Below are 17,837 nucleotides of genomic sequence, written 5' to 3' on the forward strand. Positions count from 1 at the left end.
AGTGCGAGCGTCCCCGCTCGCGAGTATTGCAATACTCGCGAGCGGGGACGCTCGCACTATTAAATGCAAAACTGAGATGCTCCCCTGCCAACTATCAACTATCAACTGCCAACTGCCAACTGTCAACTGTCAACTGCCAACTGCCAACTGTCAACTGTCAACTATCAACAGTCACCTGTCTTGTGTGTGCTGCAACTCCTTGACAACCGAGATTAAGCGCTTGAGATGAGGTTTGACAACTTCTTGCTGCTCGTGTTCCAAACGGTGAATTTGAGCTTGAACTACAGACAAATCCGGAGTCGATTGGTACGCAGGAGCTTGCACTTGGCTTTGCAGATTAGCCATAACTTTCTGGATTTCCAAAAATCGAGTATTTACTAATTCCCAGTCATCTCGGGTGAGAGCAGTTTCTGTCAAGCTCTTCATCGCACTTTGCAGTTGTTCTATCGCCTGTTCCACAGCTTCGATATTTGTCGGTTGGCCCACCGATAAATCTTGCATTTGTTCCCTCACCTGCTGGCGAACATCGAGCACAGCAGACGCCACAATTTCTTGCAAAGAAGCTACCGACTCTCCCAAACTCAGCAATTGCCGCTCAATGTCGATCGACTCCTCAAAAGCTGCATTCCTAGGCAATGCAGCCATTTGCTGGCGCAGCGCTGCAATATCTGCTGACAAATGCCTCCGCAATTTAACAATTACCGTTACCGCCGTTTTTTCGACCTTATTTACAGACTTTTGTACTTGGGCCAATTCCGAAGTTTGATGAACCCGCACTTGCTGCTCGAACCGATACCGATTAGCCACATTCAGCGACAAAGCCAAGGTTAGGGGAGCCACCCCGTAAAAAGCTTGACCAGACACTGCCACCGCCAAGGAACCCAAACCAGAGGCCGCCAGAGAGGCGTACTCTGCCACCTCCAGCCAGTGCCTTTGAGGAAAACTTGGCCTCAAGCGGTTTCTAACAGAGGGGTTTGGCTTCCGCACGGCTCTTTGGGTCATAGTATTTTCTCGTTGTTGGTAAGGTTGCGAGACTGGGTGGAGCATTCATTTATATCCTTTTTTCAGTTATATGTTTTTGATTATTGCCGCGCACTCTTCTATTTTTACCTAATTCAGTAAGTTAAGGATGATTGACACATTATTATGTATTTGCGAGCCGTCTTGCTGTCGCCCACAATTGGGGCTGTTAAAAGCTGAGCCCCAAGGCGCCCTCTATTTTACAGGACGGGGGCGCGATCGCAGGCAGGCGATCGACAATTGCTGCACAGGCCAGTCGATTTTAGATTTTCCATTTTTCGATTTGAGATTAAAACTGCCACCTACTGAGGGCGATCGAAGCTTTTAGGCGATCGGTAGTTGCGTTTTTGTTCGTGCATTGGTATAATTTAATTTTTCTCAATTTTTCGGATATAATTTACAGCAAGACTTGACAAATGAAATCAGAAAAACCCGAAAATGCCGATCGGCTTAAATCTATTTTCAGTATCACAATCTTTATCATCCTCGTCCTAGCAGTCGGCTTTTTAAGCGTGAATTTTATTTCAGCTCTCTCTGCTAAATTTGCTTAAAATTAGGACTTACGCATGGGGTTCAGAAACCGGGTTTTTTGCGATAATATTTCATAGCAGCCACAGATTAGGTAAAAAACCCGGTTTCTTGATTCGGAGTAACGGAGGACACTCAAGATGCCGTTTCCCTACCCCGATTAATTGTAGGGAAACGGCATCTTGAGTGTCCTGACTGTGGGTAATTTATCATAATTTCAATTATAAAGATTGTGGTCTGGGTCTAGCCAGACAATATAAAAAACATTTTCACTAAAAAATCCATGCACCCTGCCGTATTCATTAGCAGATATTTGAAACTGGTAGGGAACATTTACTAGCGCAGCTTCATTGGGAATCCCGAAGCCATTAGGCTCAGTTGTATCTAGCCAGATAATTCCATGACAGCGCAGGCTTTTACTCTGGCTATTAATAATTTCTTGAGCTTTCAATTGTGACAAATCGCGCAGCCTTCTCAGTAAAGACGCTAGATACTTAGCATCTCTACCGCCAATGGAGAACTTATCTTTATCATCCTGATAGTACCGGAAGGAAAAACTAATTCCTTCGGGAATTTGGATATTGACAACCTCTCTCCTTGCCGAAGATGGTTGACTGCGAATCTCTGTATCTTGTCTTTTTTTATGCTTCTTCGATGACACGGGTTTTGTAAAATTTTTTCATAGATTCCTTCGTAATAATAGCATGAGAAGGTTCATCTCTTGGCAACTCACCTCTAGCATTAATCCAAGGATCTTCGCGTCGCACCATCAATTCTAACTCATAAGCATCCCGAAAGAAATAATCATCGGATAACTCGTCTAAAAACTCTTGTACTTCTTCTGGAAACTCCGGTTTTTCGACTTCTTTGAGAATTGGCTTCCAGTCAAATTGTTCTTTGTATTCGTAAAATAAAGCCGGGATAGTCGGCCCGTGCACCCAAGCTTCAAAATCTTCATCAAAAAGCGGTGTATCCTCAAATGCCAAATACCAGGCTTGGGCATAGTACAATAGTTTTTGTAGCTTGTGGTTGCTGAGATAGGAGCCTACGTCATTGGCGAACCAGATGTAGTAATCAGCGAGTTTTGAGGCTGTTGTGACTGTAGTTATTGTGGTCATATAATTCTACTCAATAAGTTTTGTATTCTATGATAGCACAGTCACCACTCTTTATGATTTGGCGGTTGAAACCGCTTCTACACAAACAAAGTCTGCCTCCGCAGACTAATAAATAAAAGGTTTATTAACAATGGTGCAACATCTCCGTTACAATCCTTTGATATATTGCTTCAGTACAGGTGACAGAGTATAAAGACTTGCCTGTTTTTCGATCAAGCAGCGCCGCGATAGAGATTGCAAGGCGTTGAGCAAATCTGATGATGATATTTGTCCATGTTGTAGCAATTTGGCGAAGTTGACTGGCTGGTTTTCTGTCGCCAGCAATGACAGGACTTGTTTTTCTAGTTCGGAAGTGCGATCGAACTGCTCATCTAAAACATCTTTCAAATCTTCTGGCAATAATATGGTATCATCTATTAATAACTCTGCCGCGCCGATTCCCAACTCTTGAATCAAAGTCGCCACGCTTTTTAACCATAACGGATTGCCTTGGTAGCGGTGAATGAGTGCTTCGCAATTATCGATTTCTGTTAATCCTTTATCTCTGAGGATTTCCCGTGCGGCTGCGGTGTCTAAACCAGTCAGTTGTAAGGTACGAATGGGAGTATTTTCGCTGGTGAGTTGAGGAACTTCTTTGGGTGGTTCCCAACCGATTAGCAGAAAGCAACTTTGATGGAATAATTTTTGTATTTGTTTGAATAAAGATCGATATTCTTCGTATTTTGGTTTATATTTTCCTGCTAATTCGCCACTACATAAAAGGTTGTGAACGTCATCTAAGACTATTAAACAGCGATGGTTTTGTAAATATTTAATTAGTGGTAAGCGTTTCTGGTTTGTTGGGGATGAATCTAGGTTTTCTGACTGGGAAAAAAGCTGTGTTAGGTTAGATTGAAATTTATCGATGGTGGGAAATTCGTCTAGGGTGTACCAAACTGCGTACTCAAACTCGTCTTTGATTTGTTGTACGAGTTGTACTGCTAGGGATGTTTTGCCGATACCGCTGATGCCGGTGAGGGTGATGAGGCGGCAGTTTTGTTGTAGAATCCAGGTTGTGAGGGTTTGGAGTTCGTGGGTGCGATCGAAGAAATTACCCAACTCCGGCATTTCGCTTAAATCTTGATGTAGAGTTTTGCTTTGTTTTGAGTTAGATGTTTCTTGATTTGGTGGGTGTGAGTTTCTTTGTTCTGGTGGGTGTCTAGCTTCTCCACAATAATTAATATTCCTAATTTGCACAGAGTCTTGTGCAACATTTGATGAGAACAAGGAGACTTGCAACCTCTCTATTGCCGAAGATAAATTTGATTTACTAACATCTTCCCCCAACTCTTCTGAAAGTATTTCCCATAACTCTGCGCCCACTTTCCTCACACTACTTTCCGAACAATCAAAGTCTTTGGCTATGTGCTTGTATGTCTCACGCTCTAGAGTGCCTTTGAGTACCGCTTCCTGTAAGTCGTCTAGGTGTTGACCAGTTTTCTCGAAGACTATGCGATCGGCAAGTTTTAAGGCTTCTTTTAGGCTCATTAGGAAGAGAGAGATGAGTTTTCTGTATTATAGCTCACATTCAGAAACAGTTTAGTACATTTATCTACATTTTTGTACAAAAAATAGATTTGATAGAGTGAAACAGTCAAAAAAACAGTAACAAACTTGAACTTTTTTGACCTCGACAAAGCTTGAATTTTTCAGTAACAATATCAAGGTTCCGATGAGTTAATCAATTTGTACAGGAAAGTCACTATGAAAATGACCAAAATCTTTTCACTTTTGGCAGTGAGTTCGGTGGTACTCGGAACCGCACTCAACGCATTGCCTGCTAAAGCAGAGCGCCTGGAAGCTTTAGACATTCAGCGTTATTGCGTAGATGCTTATCCAGACGGAAAAGTTATCGGTAATCGTCAAGTAACTTCAGGCGGTTGGCATTCCCCACAAATGAGGAATGGGAGAGTTGTTCAACATTTGTGTAAGTATAAATACGTCATAAATACATCAGGTGGCTGGGGTGTTAATGGAAAAGTCGGGGCAGATGGGAAGGTCGTTAGTGGTGAGGCGGGTGGAAACTACGGCGAATCTTGGGAAGAATCTGAGCAGAAAGAAGCACAAATCGAACCATCTTGGGGTTCTGCTTGTAAGCTTCAACAAGGTACATCTAGAGTCAGAATGAATCAGTCGCGAACGAGGATATTTTGTGTGCATCCTTGATTAGTCATGACGAAGGCGTAAACTATTCGCCTAGTTTCAAGATTCAGAAGGTAGATTGTTCATTAAGGGAATAAGAATATGTCTAACGTATGCAGATATTGTCGTCAACACTATGAACCTGGTTTTGGATTTCATGACGGCACAAAATATTGTTCTTCCTCCTGTGCGTATGCAGCAGGAGATGAAAGAAAGGAAAAAGAAAATGAAAATGAAAGACGTGCTAAAATGGCGAGAGAAAGCAGCAGTTATGAGGCACCTTATTCAAATGGAAGCTTTGTTTTGATGCTTTTATTATCTGGTGTTGTTTGGTGGTTGACTGTTTGGAAGTTATTATTATTAGGTTTTTTTCCTAACCATCTTTTCTTTTTCGCGTTACTATCTTTATTTTTAGTCCCTATATCTATCGCAGCATGGTGTGATCGGCGACAGTAATATTGGTTAGTAGAGTGGGCAGCGCACACCTTTTTTACTCACAAGCTTATCTATTTCTAGCATTCTCATGTGATGTTTGTAGTTTGTACGGAGTGCGATCGCCCTTCACACCAAATACCAAACACTGCGATGATTGTACGGAGTGCGATCGCCATCACGCATCAAGAGCGATCGCCCTTTGTTGTTTCTGACGAGCGATCGCCTAAAACGAAAGAGCGATCGCCCTTCACACCAAATACCAAACAGTACGATGATTCTACCAAGATCGATCGCCCTTTGTTATTTCCGATGACCGATCGCCTAAAATGAAAGAGCGATCGCCCGTAAGTCAAGAACCCCAGCACACCCTATGACCATCAAAGAACAACTCTTGGAAGCAATCGAAGCTTTGCCCAGCACAAGGCTTGTCGAAGCCCTCAGCTTCATGAAATCTCTCTCCACCAAACCTTCTATCACATCTGCTAAATCCTTCCTCGCTCACCTCAAGACAATCGGCACTTGGTCAGGCGACGACTTCCATGAATGTCTAGAAGCCGTCCAAAATTCACGCGGTGAAGCACAATTTGACTACAGCCCCAATCCCTTTGAATAATGTTTCTCCTAGATACCAACCATTGTAGCTATGCCTTACTAGGCAACACTCAAATACTCGATCGCCTTGCCAACCTTGGGGATGAGTCGATCGCCACCTGCACCATTGTCAAGGGTGAACTGATTGACATGGCCGCGCGATCGCAACAACGACAGGCTAATCTTGCCCTAGTTCAACGCTTTCTGCTTGGGCTATACATCTACCCCATCGACGAAACAACCGCCGAAATTTACGGCAACCTCAAAGCGGCAGTTTTCGATCGCTACGCCCCAAAAGACAAAGCCCAGCGCCGTAGAACCAACATGACTCAATTGGGCATCGGCGAAAATGACCTGTGGATTGCCGCCGTTGTACTCCAGCATCAACTCACCTTAGTGACAGCAGATCGAGATTTCCAGCGTATTAAATCAGTTCAGCCATTTGAGTTGGAATCCTGGATTTTAATATCGCCAGAGTAAGGATGAAGGATCTCGCCCGATCGCGCATCAAGAACGATCGCCCTTTGTTGTTTCTGACGACCGATCGCCTAAAATGAAAGAGCGATCGCATTTATCTAATTCCCAGCCAATAAACCCGACATATTCAGCACTTTTTCTGACCAAATCCTTCCCTCTTCTCCAACCCTCATTCGTTGTTCCGCATCCTCCCAAATCCCTGCCCAAGAATACTGCCAGCAAGCTAACTGAATCTGCAACTCAACTAACTCAGCAGCTATTTCTATCTCTGCATCTTGAGCAGTCCATTCAATAAACAGCTTACTTTCTTGCAGCAGACTTTCAATTATTGCGCCATTAGCTACATTTTGACATCGAGATTTAATTCGTGCCAAATTCGATGCTAAATTTCCCAAACGAATGGGTAATTCGTCTCGCAAATAGCGTTCCTTTAAAGCATTCCAATCTCTCATAATCCTCCTAATAACTGTTGAACGATCTGAGCAACTTGTTCTCGAATCATCGGATCTTGAATTTCCATCGAACGATTGTTTTGACGGGGACGGATATTGATTAGAGATTCATATCCTACCTCTTCTGTCAGCGGATACCAATCTGCTCCCCAAATATCTACCTGTTTGCTTCCATTTTCAAGCAACACAGCTTCGCAATCAGCGTGAAGTTCTCCACCACCTGCCAAAATTCCCCGTTCGATATCCACTGCTAGTTTAATATAACTGTTAAGGATTTCTAACATTTCTTCAAGTTGCTCTTGAGTCGCACGCTCTTGAATCAGATTAATCATCTCTGTCTATGTTTTAGATTCAGTTATAACATTATACCAAACAGTGTGATATTGTACGAGTTGCGATCGCCCTTCATACCAAATACCAAACACTGCGATCGTTGTACGGAGCGCGATGCTTGAGTTAAAAAAGAGCGATCGACACTTGTTATAATCAAAGTATCAATCCTCCTGAGATGCCGCGATGACTATCAAAGAACTCCTCATCCAAGAAATCGATAGCACCCCTGACGAACTGCTTGCGGATCTTCTCAGTTTGGTGCGATCGCTCAAATCGCCTCCACACCCCCAACTCAATACCTACGAACAACTGCTAGAGCGTATCGACTACCTCGAAGCTATCATCGGCATCCGCAAAGGGATCGAAAGCTTCGATCGAGGTGAAGGAATCCCAGCCGAGAAAGCCATGACAGCGCTACAACAGCAGTTCAACATTCCTCCCCGTCTATGAGTTATCAAGTTCTAATTCAGCCACCTGCCTTTCAAGAAATTGAAACCGCCTACCGTTGGATGTGCGATTATCTGAGTGCTGATATCGCAAATCAGTGGTACTACGATATCCAAGACGCGATCGCATCCTTGCAGCAGTTTCCTTACCGTTGCTCAGTTGCACCCGAAGCTGCCATAATTGGTCGGGAAATTCGACAACTGTGGGTTGGTAAAGGAAGAACCCATCGGATTCTGTTTGTGGTGGAGGGCGATACCGTCGCGATAATACACATTCGTCACCGTCATCAAGCTCCTTTAGGTACTGAACCACCAGAGTAATCGCATCAAATAGTCAATAAAGAGCGATCGCCCTTCACACCAAATACCAAACACTGCGATCATTGTACGGAGTGCGATCGCCCTTTCTTGTTTCTGACGACCGATCGCCTAAAATGAAAGAGCGATCGCCCTTTATACCAAATACCAAACACTGCGATGATTGTACGAGTTGCGATACTAATGCAAAAACTTGCGAACTTGATATTCGCGACTTTCGACGATCGGCATTTGCAAATCCCCCATTTTAGCATCCAACTCATCGATTGTGCTTTGCGGCACCGAGTTCCACTGTTCCCTAGTTTCCCAGCGAATCAACATCAGCACCTCATTTTCCACCGCATCCACCCAAACTTCTTTGCCCAAATAACCGGGAAAACTTTTGAGTCCGGCCGTCCAAACTTCTTCATCTCGCAGAATAAACTGTTCCCATTTTTCGCGAGGTACTTTAAATCTCAGCCATTCAATTACCATATTATTTTAGATTTTAGATTGTAGATTTTGTAGGGTGCCTCAGGCAAAAAATGATTGGTATCTCGTATAAGATTCATTCCTGACGCACCTACAAAACTTAGTGAAAAAACATTAGTCCTTAGTCGCCACATTCTGATAGGAAAAGCACCCTCAAATAATTCCAGGTTTGGATCGAATCGATTAATCGTTACCGATCGCAATTTTAACGATTAACTCAGTTCCCTCTCCCGGACGAGAAATACACAGCAAGTCACCACCATGCTTTTCTACTACCAAATGTTGGGATATTGCCAATCCCAAACCTGTGCTCGTGGCCTGACATTTAGTGGTAAATAAAGGGTCAAAGATACGGCAGAGAACTTCTTCAGTCATTCCAGGGCCGTTGTCGCTAATGGCGATCGCCACTTCGCTCTCCCCTATCACTTCTGTCCGAATCCGAATTTCGGGATTGAATATTTCAGTTCCCGAGCTACCGGCAGACAGCAAAGACTGATTTTGGATTGTACCATACTTTTCCGGATTTCTTCCCTCTGCTTCCAAAGCGTCGATCGCATTTGTCAACAAGTGCATGAACACTTGATTTAACTGTCCCGGATAGCAGCGGACTCGCGGCAAATTCCCGTATTCCTTAACTAGAGAAATACCCGGCCGTCCCCCTTTAGCTTGGAGGCGATTTTGCAAGATCAGCACAGTGCTGTCCAAACCTTCATGGATATCCGCAGGCTTCATTTCAGGTTCGTCAGTACGCGAGAACAAGCGGAGCGATCGCACAACATCCCGAATTCTCTCCGAACCGACTTTCATTGAATTTAGCAGTTTTGGTATGTCTTTTTTGATGAAGTCTAAGTCTAATTCTTCCATCAAATCTTGAATTTCCGGAGCTGGATCGGGATAATTTTTTTGGTAAAGGTCGATCGAACGCAGCAGTTCTTGAATGTAGCCAGTGGCGTGGCTGACGTTGCCAGAAATGAAACTAACTGGATTGTTGATTTCATGCGCTATTCCTGCTACCAACTGCCCTAGAGATGACATCTTTTCTGTTTGAATCAGTTGAGTTTGAGTTTGCTGCAAAACTAACAGCGTCCGCTCTAATTTTGCCGCTTGCTGGCGCAGGCGTTCTTCCGATTCTTGCAAAGCCAACAAAGACTGTTTGCTTTCTGTAATGTCCAATCCCACAAATACTGCTGCCGTATTTTTTTGATATTTTTGAGCCACAATTAAATAAGTTTTATTTTCTCCTCTGATGCTCGCTGTTACTTCTTGAGAGGTCTTATGGTTCGAGCCGACAAAAAAATCGTATACTAAGTCGTTAAATTTGGGACTTGTATCTAAAAAACCTACTTTTTTACCTGTAAATAGTTCCGCAGGCATTTGGTAAGCGGAAGCTAAATGTCGGTTTACTCCCAAGTAGCGCAAATCGGAACTTACCCAAGAAACTAATCCGGGCACCGCATCCAAGACGGCTTGAAGTTGCTCTTTTGCCTCTAAAAGCGCAGATTTTGCTGCGAGGCGAGCCCAAATGTCGCGGGCGATCGTGCAGCAGTATTCGCAGCCGTCGTATTCTAAATAATTGACTTGAACTTCGACGGGAAAACTGGTGCCGTTTTTAGTTCTATAACTGGTTTCAAAAGTAAGGTTGTTTTGCTGCTTGAGTTCAACCCAGCGATCTGGCCAATCCGATGCTGACAATTGCGAATCGATGTCGCTCAATCTCAGGTTTAGCAGTTCCGATTCCGAGTAACCTCCTCGATCGCAAGCCGCTTTATTCGCATAGCAAATTTGACCGTCGGAGGTGGTAAAAAAAACTGTATCAGCAGCATTGTCGAGGGCATTTTGAGTTAGTTGTAGTTTTGTTTCTAACTGCTGGCTTTTGCCACCGGGCCTCCATATATTGTAGAAATTTCTTTCTGTTATCTTTTCGGCAAACAGGATCAAACCGCCGATCGCACCCTCGTTATTTTTCCACGGCAAAAATACCCATTTTTCCGAAGCGCTGACCCCAACTTCGATTTTTCCTGCTACAGATACGGGCGATTGCCCTACGACAAACTCGCTATATTCCAAAACTCCCGCCAAACAAGCGCGAGCATTTTGGTGCCAATATTCCGGGAGATTTGGGAACAATTCCCAATGAGACCGACCAAGGGCCTCACCGCCACCAAACCCGCAATCTGTTTCCCAGCGACGAGAAACCGACAGATAGCGCATTTCACAATCTACCATTGCCACGGCGTCGGCGGAGCGCTCCACAAACCGCCGAAATCCCTCTTTATTTTCGGACATGGCTGCATCAGGGGGTTGGTGGGCGATCGGGATTTTCCCCCCGGCATACCTTCCCAGTCGAATTTCTTGCTTAACTGGCTTAGTTTGCACGATTTGGGATTTCCTCCATAGCTGTCAAGTTTGAAAAATCTATTTCAGACCTAAAACACTCTTCCCCTGATTGGCTGTTTTGGGTGATACCCTTGGAGGGTCTCACCCATCAGTAATATCATTTTTTAGGGGATGTGTCCATAGGTACTTAATAAATTGTTCCCGAAACTTTGACATTCAGGAAATTTCCTCATAATTATTCAACATTTGAGGTGGCGCAGCAGTACGCGCGGCAATGCTATCCCTCTTCGTGAATCGCCCAAAGTGTGTGAGACTTTACGTGCCTCGTCAAACAAATTTGTGCGTAAATTCACTGGTAAAATCCACTCTTCCTTTCCGCAGCATCGCAGGATCTAATCTTTCAATCGTGTTGCAAGTGAGTAACACTACGAGTTTCTGCTGAAATTGAATCCCGTGCTCGTCCATCACGCTTTGATACAGAGTTCCATCCAGCAAACTCAAAATATGTTCAGTTTTGTTACTGCGTTGGGCCGCTGCGGTCGATCGATCTTGAGCCAAATTATCAGCCTCGTTGATAATAATGCAAATCCGCTCCAAATAACTCGGCGGCACAAAATTTTCCACAGCATCATGATCTAAGATAAAGATCACATAACCCAGCGGCACTAAAATCTCCTTTGCTACCGCTTGAGTCCAAGCAGTTTTGCCAGTCCCCGGTTCGCCACTAACCAACACAGCCAACTGATTTTGGTCGAGAATTGCCTGCTGAACAGTATCAGTAAAACTTTGAACTTCCGCAGAAAAAGTCCGAATAGGGAAGTAACTGTGAACCTGTCCGACACGGCTTTTGTACCCGCTGAGAATCACCGCTAAATTATAAGTAGCCTTGCTAACTAACGGCGCAATATCTTTGCAGATCAGAGTGTAGCACCGCCGACCCCTGTCGTAGCTGTCAATTTGCAGCCAGCAGCCTGCTTGTCCCCAATAAGCATAAACAGTACCCAAAACTTCCAAGCGTTCCCAGCTAACAAATCGCTCCCGCGGATAAGAAAAATGCCGTTCCATAAAAAACTGGGTAATCACATCCGGTTTCCCCAGCAAATCCAGAACTTTGAAAACAGCAATCTCTTGGAGTTTGTTGAGAACGTAGTCGATGGGAATGCTAGCGCGGCTGACCAATTGAACAACAGGCGTTTCGGTGACTAAAACATCTTTGTAACGGTAATCCGGGTAAACTGGCTGCGGAGTAATGTAATCCCAAAACTCGTCTATTTCGTAGCGAGTATTTTCCGAAAATACATTTAAGATATTCGCCCACCAAGTATACTGGTGTCGTCCCATGGCATCGGCGATATCGCTGGCTGCATCTAAAGTTTTTTGAGCGAGTTCTACAGGGTCGCTAGATGCTAAGTGCAGCAGGTGTTCCCAATCAAATTGACGGTAGAGAGGTCGCCAGCCCGATCCTAGCAGCCCTCGATTTTGAGGGTTGTTTTGATTAAAATTGTTGTCGCGATCGCCCATATCTTCCGCACTCATCTTGTAAAACTCCTAGTTACTCTTATTTTAAAATATTTGCCGCACACTTGCTAGAACCAAACAGGATTTTCTCAATATACTTTTAGATAATTGGGCGGCACCATATCTACCAACCAAACTTTGTTATCCGAACAGTAAAATGTATGGCCGTCGCATTGCATTGCTGCGGTATCTACAATCAAGACTGCCGGGATGCCGTGTCTGGCACCTACTTTACGGGCTGTTTGAATGTCCGCCGACAAATGAACGTGATGCCGCGACATTTTCCGAATTCCTTCACTGAGAATAGACTCGACGGCAGTCTTACCTGTTCCGTGATATAAAATATCTGGGGGAACAGCAGGTTCTAACTGCAAGTCAACGTCTATACTGTGTCCTTGGTTGGCCCGAATTAGAGTGCCTGTCGAGTCGAAGGAAAAGCGCTGTTTGTCGTTTTGGGAGACTACTTCCTTGAGTTCGGAAAGCTGAACAGAAAAGTTATTTTTTTGGCAAGCATCGAGGAGTTCGCTAACAGCAATCCAGCCCCCCGGCGCGAGTTGAATGCCGATGCGCGAGGGCGCGTGGCGCAGGTGTTTGCTGAGATATCGGCTAATTTTTATTAATCGGGAATCGTTCATCCTTTTACTTAATTTATTGAGTTATTTTGTGGGTATATCGGGTTTATTTAATCTGTTTTTACTGGGAGAGGGATTGAGTGAAATTATGCGGTCAACTCAAGTATGATTTTTTTTGTATCTCTCGTTTATAGCTGAATCTCACTCCCCCTAAATCCCCCTTAAGAAGCAGCGTGGTTTTATTGTTGGGAAAGAGATAGGTACGTTGTTGGGCTTGGGCCCTCTTTATATATATGTCGAAAGAGGGCTAAAGCCCAACAACGTACCTTTATTAAGGGGTATTTTTTTTAGAAAAACTTTGCCTTCTACCTTGGGACAATTCCGCCAAAAATAGCAAAATTGAGATGGCGCCAGTGGCAAGCTGCGTCTGCAAAACCCGCTGCTGCTAGCCACTTTGTTTGCTCTTCCACAGAGGAAGGAATATCTTCTTTTAGATAGCTGTTAAAACACGCTGCATCGTCTTCTCCATTAGCTTTTATGTACTGCCGCCACAAATGTTCGTATTGCTCGGTTAGCTTTGGGGTAGCACCTGTGACAATATCTCGGATTAGCAAGATTCCCCCGGCATTCATTGAGTGAAAAAGTTTGTGAAATAGCTGTTTTTTTTGTTCGCCGTCGAGGTGGTGGATTGCCAACCCTGAAACTACTAAATCGTAGCCGCTGCCGAAATCATCTTCGGCGAAGTTTCCCTGCTGCAATGTCAGGCGTTCTTGGAAAGCGGATAAGTTAGTTTGACAAACTTTTAGCATATTTTCCGCCATGTCGAAGGCTGTGACTTTTGCTTGAGGAAATGCTTGCAAAATCATTGCAGACAGTATGCCAGTTCCCGCACCTAAATCTAGAACTTTTATGTTGGCATGGGTTTCAAAATCAATTAATTGCAATATTATTTCGTGTTGCTCGCGATACTGCGGAATGAGGCGGGGAATTAAACCGTCATAATCAAATGCTCTTTGTTCAAATTGCTCGCGTACTAAGTCTAAATTCATAGATAAATTCACAGAAACTTTTCCTCAAACTTTTAATGGTTGAGTGCGTTAATGCAGTTGGGCTGCTCTTTGGTTAAATGTCGTATTACATTTTATAATACAAAACATTTACAGACCTGTCAAGAGGTAGGAGAAAATAATTTAACTGAAGTTGCTGACGATCGCAAAACACAGACTTTGTTAGCCATTTCTCAGCCAATTATTTGGGAACTGTCAAGCCCTGCAAATATATCTGGGATGTGGAGATGAGGCAGAATGCGGGAGAGTCGAAAGCCTGGGGCAGAGATTTTGTGCCAGATGCGGCAGGGTAATTTTCAGAAAAAAGTTGGGTTTTTGCAGCCAGCGGCCCAGCGGGCAGATCTGAGAAAATCTGTCTTCAGATTGACCAATTTTAGTCTAAACTTCAAATAAAATTTCAGGTGACTCCAGTTTTCCAAAATAGTGCCACTGTAGGCAGCTATCCCCAACCCCGATAGTTCTTGTTCATTCCTCATCTAAAATCTCGAATCTCAAATGGTATGACTCCTGAGTGGATGTGCTGTTTGCCGAGCATTCATGAAAATAAAAATATACAAAATATTACACCTGCCGGTGCGGAAAAAACAGTGATAATTAATCAGGATGCGAGTAGATTAGGTGTCAGTCATCAGGGGACAATAGAAGCAATGGAAATTCAAGAGCGGAGCCAGGAGCGGCGCGATCGCCTCAGTCAAATTTCTACGATAAAAGAACTAGATTCGTCGCTGCAAGAAGGTTTAGATTTTAAAGTAGCGATCGACCAATCGGCACTGGCGGTGAGAACCGACGCCCGAGGAATTATCAATTATGTCAGCGATCGACTGTGCAGCATCTCTAACTATTCGCGTATTGAACTAATAGGCAGCCATTTTTGCATCCTCCATTCGGAATATAAGTCTTCGGAATTAATCAAAAATCTGCTGTCAACAGTTGCCAAAAATGAAGTTTGGCAAGGAGAAATGAAGAACCAAGCCAAGAATGGCAGCGATTATTGGGTGTATGCAGCAGTAGTTCCGCTTTTGGACTTTAACGGGAAACCCTGTCAGTATTTGGCGATCGGATTTGACATCACCGATCGCAAAGCCGTAGAAGCAGCCCAAGCCGCAGTCAACCGCGCCAAAGACGATTTTTTGGGCATTGCGGGACACGAACTGCGATCGCCCCTGAGCGCGATTTTGGGATGGGTGCAGCTAGCTCGATCGCGCAAGTTAAACGAAGCTACCACCAACCGCGCTTTGGAAATCATCGAGCGCAACGCCAAATTGCAAAACCGCCAAATAGACAATCTCCTCGATTTGAGTCGGCTGCTGCGGGGGAAAGTCCGCCTGAACCTGGCTCGGGTTCACCTCCCATCTGTCATAGAATCGGCTATTGAGACCGTCCGCCCCGCCGCCGAGGCCAAAAACCTCCGCGTAGAAACACAGTTCTACCCGGGCGTCAGCTACGTTGTGGCCGATGTAGAGCGCTTGCAGCAAATAGTCTGGAACCTCCTGGCCAACGCCATCAAATTCACCCCAGAATCGACACCAGACCCAGTTGAAGTGCGGATCGAGCCTACAGAGTCGGGTACCTTGATTCGGGTCAGCGACAGCGGTTGCGGGATTGAACCCAAATTTGTGCCGCACATCTTTGACTACTTCCGCCCCGGAGATAGCTTTCAGTCGAAGGAACAAAATCGGCTCGGGTTGGGGCTCTCAATTGTGCGGCATTTGGTGGAATTGCACGGGGGAACTGTTTGGGCTTCCAGTCCCGGCCTGGGTATGGGGACGACGTTTGGGGTGCTGCTACCCGTAGCGCACAGCAACAATTCGCGCGACGATCGCAAAAGCGCGATCGGCCGCACCGAAAACCACGCGGAATCGGTTCCCAAACCCTTAGCCGGAAAGCAAGTGCTGGTAGTTGAAAGCAGCGCCGAGATTCGGGAATTTCTCAAAACTGCCCTGGAAGCATTTGGAGCCAAGGTAACAGCGGTGGGTAGCGCTTGCGAAGCGATGGCGCAGTTGGAACAGTCGCGGCCCGACGTGTTGGTAAGCGATATGGCGGTGTCGGAAACAGACGGCTCCGATTTGATCCGCCGCATCAGAGCCATGGAAATGTCCGAGCAAAGGGAACTGCTGCCGGCGGTGGCCCTGACGGGAGGCGTCCGTGAGGAGGATTCGGCATCGGCCCTCTCTGCGGGGTTTCAGAGGCATTTGTCGAAGCCGGTGGAGGCGAATCTGTTGGTAAGCGCGATCGTCCAATTGGCAGGGATGAGTGAATTTGGCTGCTCAGACGCGGGAAATGTTGGGGCGATCGCCCCGCTCCCGGACTCTAACAGTTGTGACGACAAAAATAATGGCGGACAATTGACGGCTGACAGCCGAGAATTACCGCTGTTGCTGGTAGTAGAAGACAACTATTCTCTGCTGGCTTACCTCCAAACTTTATTGAGTCCGTACTATCGAGTTGCGGTGGCAAGAGACGGGGTTGAAGGTTTAGAAAAAGCCAAAAGTTTGCAGCCAAATTTGATTTTGAGCGACCAAATCATGCCCCGACAAAACGGACTGGATTTGCTCAAGGAGATTCGGAAGACGCCGGAGTTGAGTTCGACTCCGGTAATCTTTTTGACAGCGCGATCGGGCATGGAAGCTCGGATCGAAAGTTTGGATGCTGGTGCTGACGATTATATTTCCAAGCCTTTTGACGAGAGGGAACTGTTGGCGAGGGTCAGAAATTTGCTCAGAACCCACGCAGCCGAACAGCAGTTGACGGTGCTCAACCGCCAGTTGCAGCAGCAGAAACGGCAGTTAGAAACAGTGAATCGAGCCTTGCAGTATTTGGCAACTTACGACAGTTTGACTGAGGTAAGAAACCGCCGCTTTTTTAATGATTATCTCGATACGGAATGGCGGCGTTTGGCGAGGGAAGAAGCGCCGCTGTCATTGATTATGTGCGATATCGATTACTTCAAACTTTACAACGACACTTACGGCCACCAACCAGGGGATGAGTGTTTGCGGCAAGTGGCGCAGATTTTGCAGTGTTCGGTAAAGCGATCGGCTGATTTAGTTGCGCGTTACGGTGGAGAAGAATTTGCGGTAGTTTTGCCGAATACGGATATTGAAGGTGCGGCTTGCGTTGCTGAAAGGATCGCCCAACAGGTGCGGGATTTGCAGATACTTCACGCGCAGTCTGCTGTCAGCGAATATGTCACGCTGAGTTTGGGTGTGGCTTGCTGCATTCCGGCGCCGATGTCGCAGCCGGCGACGTTAATTGCGATCGCCGATGAGTCGCTGTATCGCGCGAAAGCTGCTGGGCGCGATCGGGTTTCGGTTGCCGCATTTCTAGGATAATATAATAGTTAAAGGAGGTCGCGCCATGACACTAATATTAGATAAGCCCAAAGACCAACGGTTAACTCACTCCGGGATTGATTGGCAACAATTTAAACTAATCGAACAGGGATTCTCCGACTCCCCCGGTATCAGACTGTTTTATTTCAAAGGCGAGGTAGAAATTTTGGCAGTTTCGCAAGAACACGAATCATTCAGCAGGACGATCGCAGGTCTGCTGATGGACTACTTTGTGGAAAAAGACATCGAGTTTAACCCTTTGGGTAGCTTTACTCAAGAGAAAGGACAGGAAGTCTCAGTACAAGCTGATGAATCTTTTTTAATTGGAAAATCAACAGGTAAAACCCCCGATCTTGCCATCGAAGTAGTATTTACCAGTGGGGGAGAGAGCAAGTTGAATCGCTACCAAGCCTTGGGAGTACCGGAAGTTTGGTTTTGGGAGGATGGATTATTTGGTCTGTATCATTTGCGATCGCACGGCTATGAAAAAATTGCTCAAAGTGAAATATTGCCAGATTTAGATATTAACCTGCTGTCTCGGTGCTTGCTGATGGCTTCAAGGATTGAAGCTGTTAAGGAGTTTCGGCGCGGGATTTCTGGGGTTTAGAGGAAAAGTTGACCAAGAATTCTTATTTTCGTAA

Annotated in this window: 23 protein-coding genes; 11 read left to right on the forward strand and 12 right to left on the reverse strand. The window is 45.3% G+C overall.

From position 1 onward, the window contains the following. Positions 1–171: 171 nt before the first annotated feature. Positions 172–1,002, reverse strand: coding sequence for a hypothetical protein (locus JGK14_RS11560; protein ID WP_293223783.1), 831 nt, complete (start codon positions 1,000–1,002; stop codon positions 172–174). 127 nt (positions 1,003–1,129) lie between these two features. Here JGK14_RS11560 and JGK14_RS11565 point away from each other — a divergent pair, with 127 nt between their 5' ends. After that, complete coding sequence (locus tag JGK14_RS11565) at positions 1,130–1,348, forward strand: hypothetical protein (RefSeq protein WP_293210443.1); 219 nt, start codon at positions 1,130–1,132, stop codon at positions 1,346–1,348. 88 nt (positions 1,349–1,436) lie between these two features. Beyond that, the gene (locus JGK14_RS11570; RefSeq protein WP_325315079.1) at positions 1,437–1,571 is read left to right on the forward strand and encodes a hypothetical protein; all 135 of its coding nucleotides are present in this window, start codon (positions 1,437–1,439) and stop codon (positions 1,569–1,571) included. A 194-nt stretch (positions 1,572–1,765) separates the two neighbouring features. Here JGK14_RS11570 and JGK14_RS11575 read toward each other — a convergent pair whose 3' ends face one another. The 3 genes from JGK14_RS11575 to JGK14_RS11585 all read right to left on the reverse strand — a co-directional run bounded on the left by JGK14_RS11575 (position 1,766) and on the right by JGK14_RS11585 (position 4,193). Then, a complete protein-coding gene (locus JGK14_RS11575) occupies positions 1,766–2,209 on the reverse strand; it encodes a hypothetical protein (protein ID WP_325315080.1) in 444 nt (147 codons plus the stop codon). Beyond that, positions 2,190–2,666 carry a Panacea domain-containing protein gene (locus tag JGK14_RS11580; protein ID WP_325315081.1) on the reverse strand — a complete coding sequence of 159 codons (477 nt, stop codon included), beginning with the start codon at positions 2,664–2,666 and terminating at the stop codon, positions 2,190–2,192. The genes JGK14_RS11575 and JGK14_RS11580 overlap by 20 nt, the downstream gene beginning before the upstream one ends. A 147-nt stretch (positions 2,667–2,813) precedes the next feature. Next, a complete protein-coding gene (locus tag JGK14_RS11585) occupies positions 2,814–4,193 on the reverse strand; it encodes an NB-ARC domain-containing protein (protein WP_325315082.1) in 1,380 nt (459 codons plus the stop codon). Positions 4,194–4,415: 222 nt separating this feature from the next. Here JGK14_RS11585 and JGK14_RS11590 point away from each other — a divergent pair, with 222 nt between their 5' ends. The 5 genes from JGK14_RS11590 to JGK14_RS11610 all read left to right on the forward strand — a co-directional run bounded on the left by JGK14_RS11590 (position 4,416) and on the right by JGK14_RS11610 (position 6,353). Continuing rightward, positions 4,416–4,871: a hypothetical protein gene (locus JGK14_RS11590; RefSeq protein WP_293205610.1), complete on the forward strand. Its 456-nt coding sequence runs from the start codon at positions 4,416–4,418 to the stop codon at positions 4,869–4,871. Positions 4,872–4,949: 78 nt separating this feature from the next. Further along, the gene (locus JGK14_RS11595) at positions 4,950–5,303 is read left to right on the forward strand and encodes a hypothetical protein (RefSeq protein ID WP_325315083.1); all 354 of its coding nucleotides are present in this window, start codon (positions 4,950–4,952) and stop codon (positions 5,301–5,303) included. Positions 5,304–5,375: 72 nt separating this feature from the next. Beyond that, a complete protein-coding gene (locus JGK14_RS11600) occupies positions 5,376–5,612 on the forward strand; it encodes a hypothetical protein (protein ID WP_293205614.1) in 237 nt (78 codons plus the stop codon). Positions 5,613–5,652: 40 nt separating this feature from the next. After that, entirely contained in the window at positions 5,653–5,895 is a 243-nt protein-coding gene (locus tag JGK14_RS11605) for a hypothetical protein (RefSeq protein ID WP_293197083.1), read from the forward strand. Next, complete coding sequence (locus tag JGK14_RS11610; protein WP_293205616.1) at positions 5,895–6,353, forward strand: type II toxin-antitoxin system VapC family toxin; 459 nt, start codon at positions 5,895–5,897, stop codon at positions 6,351–6,353. The genes JGK14_RS11605 and JGK14_RS11610 overlap by 1 nt, the downstream gene beginning before the upstream one ends. Positions 6,354–6,448: 95 nt before the next feature. Here the strand turns inward: JGK14_RS11610 and JGK14_RS11615 are convergent, their stop codons facing one another. Genes JGK14_RS11615 through JGK14_RS11625 form a run of 3 tightly spaced genes read right to left on the reverse strand, consistent with a single transcriptional unit; the run spans position 6,449 to position 7,292 of the window. Then, positions 6,449–6,802, reverse strand: coding sequence for a hypothetical protein (locus tag JGK14_RS11615; protein ID WP_293197081.1), 354 nt, complete (start codon positions 6,800–6,802; stop codon positions 6,449–6,451). Next, positions 6,799–7,134 carry a DUF5674 family protein gene (locus JGK14_RS11620; RefSeq protein WP_293197080.1) on the reverse strand — a complete coding sequence of 112 codons (336 nt, stop codon included), beginning with the start codon at positions 7,132–7,134 and terminating at the stop codon, positions 6,799–6,801. Before JGK14_RS11620 ends, JGK14_RS11615 begins: the two co-directional genes overlap by 4 nt. A gap of 23 nt (positions 7,135–7,157) precedes the next feature. After that, positions 7,158–7,292, reverse strand: a complete 135-nt coding sequence (locus JGK14_RS11625) for a hypothetical protein (protein ID WP_325315084.1) — start codon at positions 7,290–7,292, stop codon at positions 7,158–7,160. Between the two features lie 26 nt (positions 7,293–7,318). Here JGK14_RS11625 and JGK14_RS11630 point away from each other — a divergent pair, with 26 nt between their 5' ends. Both JGK14_RS11630 and JGK14_RS11635 read left to right on the forward strand, forming a co-directional pair. Next, a complete protein-coding gene (locus tag JGK14_RS11630) occupies positions 7,319–7,585 on the forward strand; it encodes a hypothetical protein (RefSeq protein WP_293216253.1) in 267 nt (88 codons plus the stop codon). Further along, positions 7,582–7,902, forward strand: a complete 321-nt coding sequence (locus JGK14_RS11635) for a type II toxin-antitoxin system RelE/ParE family toxin (RefSeq protein WP_325315085.1) — start codon at positions 7,582–7,584, stop codon at positions 7,900–7,902. The genes JGK14_RS11630 and JGK14_RS11635 overlap by 4 nt, the downstream gene beginning before the upstream one ends. 177 nt (positions 7,903–8,079) lie before the next feature. On the opposite strand, the gene JGK14_RS11640 is transcribed toward JGK14_RS11635, so the two are convergent. From JGK14_RS11640 to JGK14_RS11660, 5 genes are all read right to left on the reverse strand, one after another. Next, the gene (locus tag JGK14_RS11640) at positions 8,080–8,373 is read right to left on the reverse strand and encodes a TIGR03792 family protein (protein WP_293149554.1); all 294 of its coding nucleotides are present in this window, start codon (positions 8,371–8,373) and stop codon (positions 8,080–8,082) included. A gap of 180 nt (positions 8,374–8,553) precedes the next feature. After that, complete coding sequence (locus JGK14_RS11645) at positions 8,554–10,746, reverse strand: PAS domain S-box protein (RefSeq protein ID WP_293176173.1); 2,193 nt, start codon at positions 10,744–10,746, stop codon at positions 8,554–8,556. Positions 10,747–11,034: 288 nt separating this feature from the next. Then, on the reverse strand, positions 11,035–12,243 hold the full coding sequence (locus JGK14_RS11650; protein WP_293191152.1) for an AAA family ATPase: 1,209 nt from the start codon (positions 12,241–12,243) through the stop codon (positions 11,035–11,037). A gap of 71 nt (positions 12,244–12,314) precedes the next feature. Continuing rightward, the gene (locus JGK14_RS11655; RefSeq protein WP_293216247.1) at positions 12,315–12,860 is read right to left on the reverse strand and encodes an RNA 2'-phosphotransferase; all 546 of its coding nucleotides are present in this window, start codon (positions 12,858–12,860) and stop codon (positions 12,315–12,317) included. Positions 12,861–13,162: 302 nt separating this feature from the next. Then, positions 13,163–13,858 carry a class I SAM-dependent methyltransferase gene (locus JGK14_RS11660; protein WP_293216245.1) on the reverse strand — a complete coding sequence of 232 codons (696 nt, stop codon included), beginning with the start codon at positions 13,856–13,858 and terminating at the stop codon, positions 13,163–13,165. Between the two features lie 506 nt (positions 13,859–14,364). On the opposite strand from JGK14_RS11660, the gene JGK14_RS11665 reads away from it, so the two are divergent. Together JGK14_RS11665 and JGK14_RS11670 are read left to right on the forward strand one after the other, a co-directional pair. Next, a complete protein-coding gene (locus JGK14_RS11665) occupies positions 14,365–17,196 on the forward strand; it encodes a diguanylate cyclase (RefSeq protein WP_325315086.1) in 2,832 nt (943 codons plus the stop codon). Positions 17,197–17,221: 25 nt separating this feature from the next. Beyond that, the gene (locus JGK14_RS11670; protein WP_293274368.1) at positions 17,222–17,803 is read left to right on the forward strand and encodes a Uma2 family endonuclease; all 582 of its coding nucleotides are present in this window, start codon (positions 17,222–17,224) and stop codon (positions 17,801–17,803) included. The last annotated feature ends 34 nt before the right edge of the window (positions 17,804–17,837 follow it).

Source organism: Microcoleus sp. PH2017_28_MFU_U_A (assembly GCF_020738035.1).
In the GTDB taxonomy this organism is placed as follows: domain Bacteria; phylum Cyanobacteriota; class Cyanobacteriia; order Cyanobacteriales; family Microcoleaceae; genus Microcoleus.

Bases quoted from the DNA above. Each gene is read 5' to 3' on its own strand.
- JGK14_RS11560 (WP_293223783.1), bottom strand. From the start codon at position 1,002: ATGACCCAAAGAGCCGTGCGGAAGCCAAACCCCTCTGTTAGAAACCGC.
- JGK14_RS11565 (WP_293210443.1), top strand. From the start codon at position 1,130: ATGATTGACACATTATTATGTATTTGCGAGCCGTCTTGCTGTCGCCCA.
- JGK14_RS11570 (WP_325315079.1), top strand. From the start codon at position 1,437: ATGAAATCAGAAAAACCCGAAAATGCCGATCGGCTTAAATCTATTTTC.
- JGK14_RS11580 (WP_325315081.1), bottom strand. From the start codon at position 2,666: ATGACCACAATAACTACAGTCACAACAGCCTCAAAACTCGCTGATTAC.
- JGK14_RS11585 (WP_325315082.1), bottom strand. From the start codon at position 4,193: ATGAGCCTAAAAGAAGCCTTAAAACTTGCCGATCGCATAGTCTTCGAG.
- JGK14_RS11590 (WP_293205610.1), top strand. From the start codon at position 4,416: ATGACCAAAATCTTTTCACTTTTGGCAGTGAGTTCGGTGGTACTCGGA.
- JGK14_RS11595 (WP_325315083.1), top strand. From the start codon at position 4,950: ATGTCTAACGTATGCAGATATTGTCGTCAACACTATGAACCTGGTTTT.
- JGK14_RS11600 (WP_293205614.1), top strand. From the start codon at position 5,376: ATGTTTGTAGTTTGTACGGAGTGCGATCGCCCTTCACACCAAATACCA.
- JGK14_RS11605 (WP_293197083.1), top strand. From the start codon at position 5,653: ATGACCATCAAAGAACAACTCTTGGAAGCAATCGAAGCTTTGCCCAGC.
- JGK14_RS11610 (WP_293205616.1), top strand. From the start codon at position 5,895: ATGTTTCTCCTAGATACCAACCATTGTAGCTATGCCTTACTAGGCAAC.
- JGK14_RS11615 (WP_293197081.1), bottom strand. From the start codon at position 6,802: ATGAGAGATTGGAATGCTTTAAAGGAACGCTATTTGCGAGACGAATTA.
- JGK14_RS11620 (WP_293197080.1), bottom strand. From the start codon at position 7,134: ATGATTAATCTGATTCAAGAGCGTGCGACTCAAGAGCAACTTGAAGAA.
- JGK14_RS11630 (WP_293216253.1), top strand. From the start codon at position 7,319: ATGACTATCAAAGAACTCCTCATCCAAGAAATCGATAGCACCCCTGAC.
- JGK14_RS11635 (WP_325315085.1), top strand. From the start codon at position 7,582: ATGAGTTATCAAGTTCTAATTCAGCCACCTGCCTTTCAAGAAATTGAA.
- JGK14_RS11640 (WP_293149554.1), bottom strand. From the start codon at position 8,373: ATGGTAATTGAATGGCTGAGATTTAAAGTACCTCGCGAAAAATGGGAA.
- JGK14_RS11650 (WP_293191152.1), bottom strand. From the start codon at position 12,243: ATGAGTGCGGAAGATATGGGCGATCGCGACAACAATTTTAATCAAAAC.
- JGK14_RS11655 (WP_293216247.1), bottom strand. From the start codon at position 12,860: ATGAACGATTCCCGATTAATAAAAATTAGCCGATATCTCAGCAAACAC.
- JGK14_RS11665 (WP_325315086.1), top strand. From the start codon at position 14,365: ATGACTCCTGAGTGGATGTGCTGTTTGCCGAGCATTCATGAAAATAAA.
- JGK14_RS11670 (WP_293274368.1), top strand. From the start codon at position 17,222: ATGACACTAATATTAGATAAGCCCAAAGACCAACGGTTAACTCACTCC.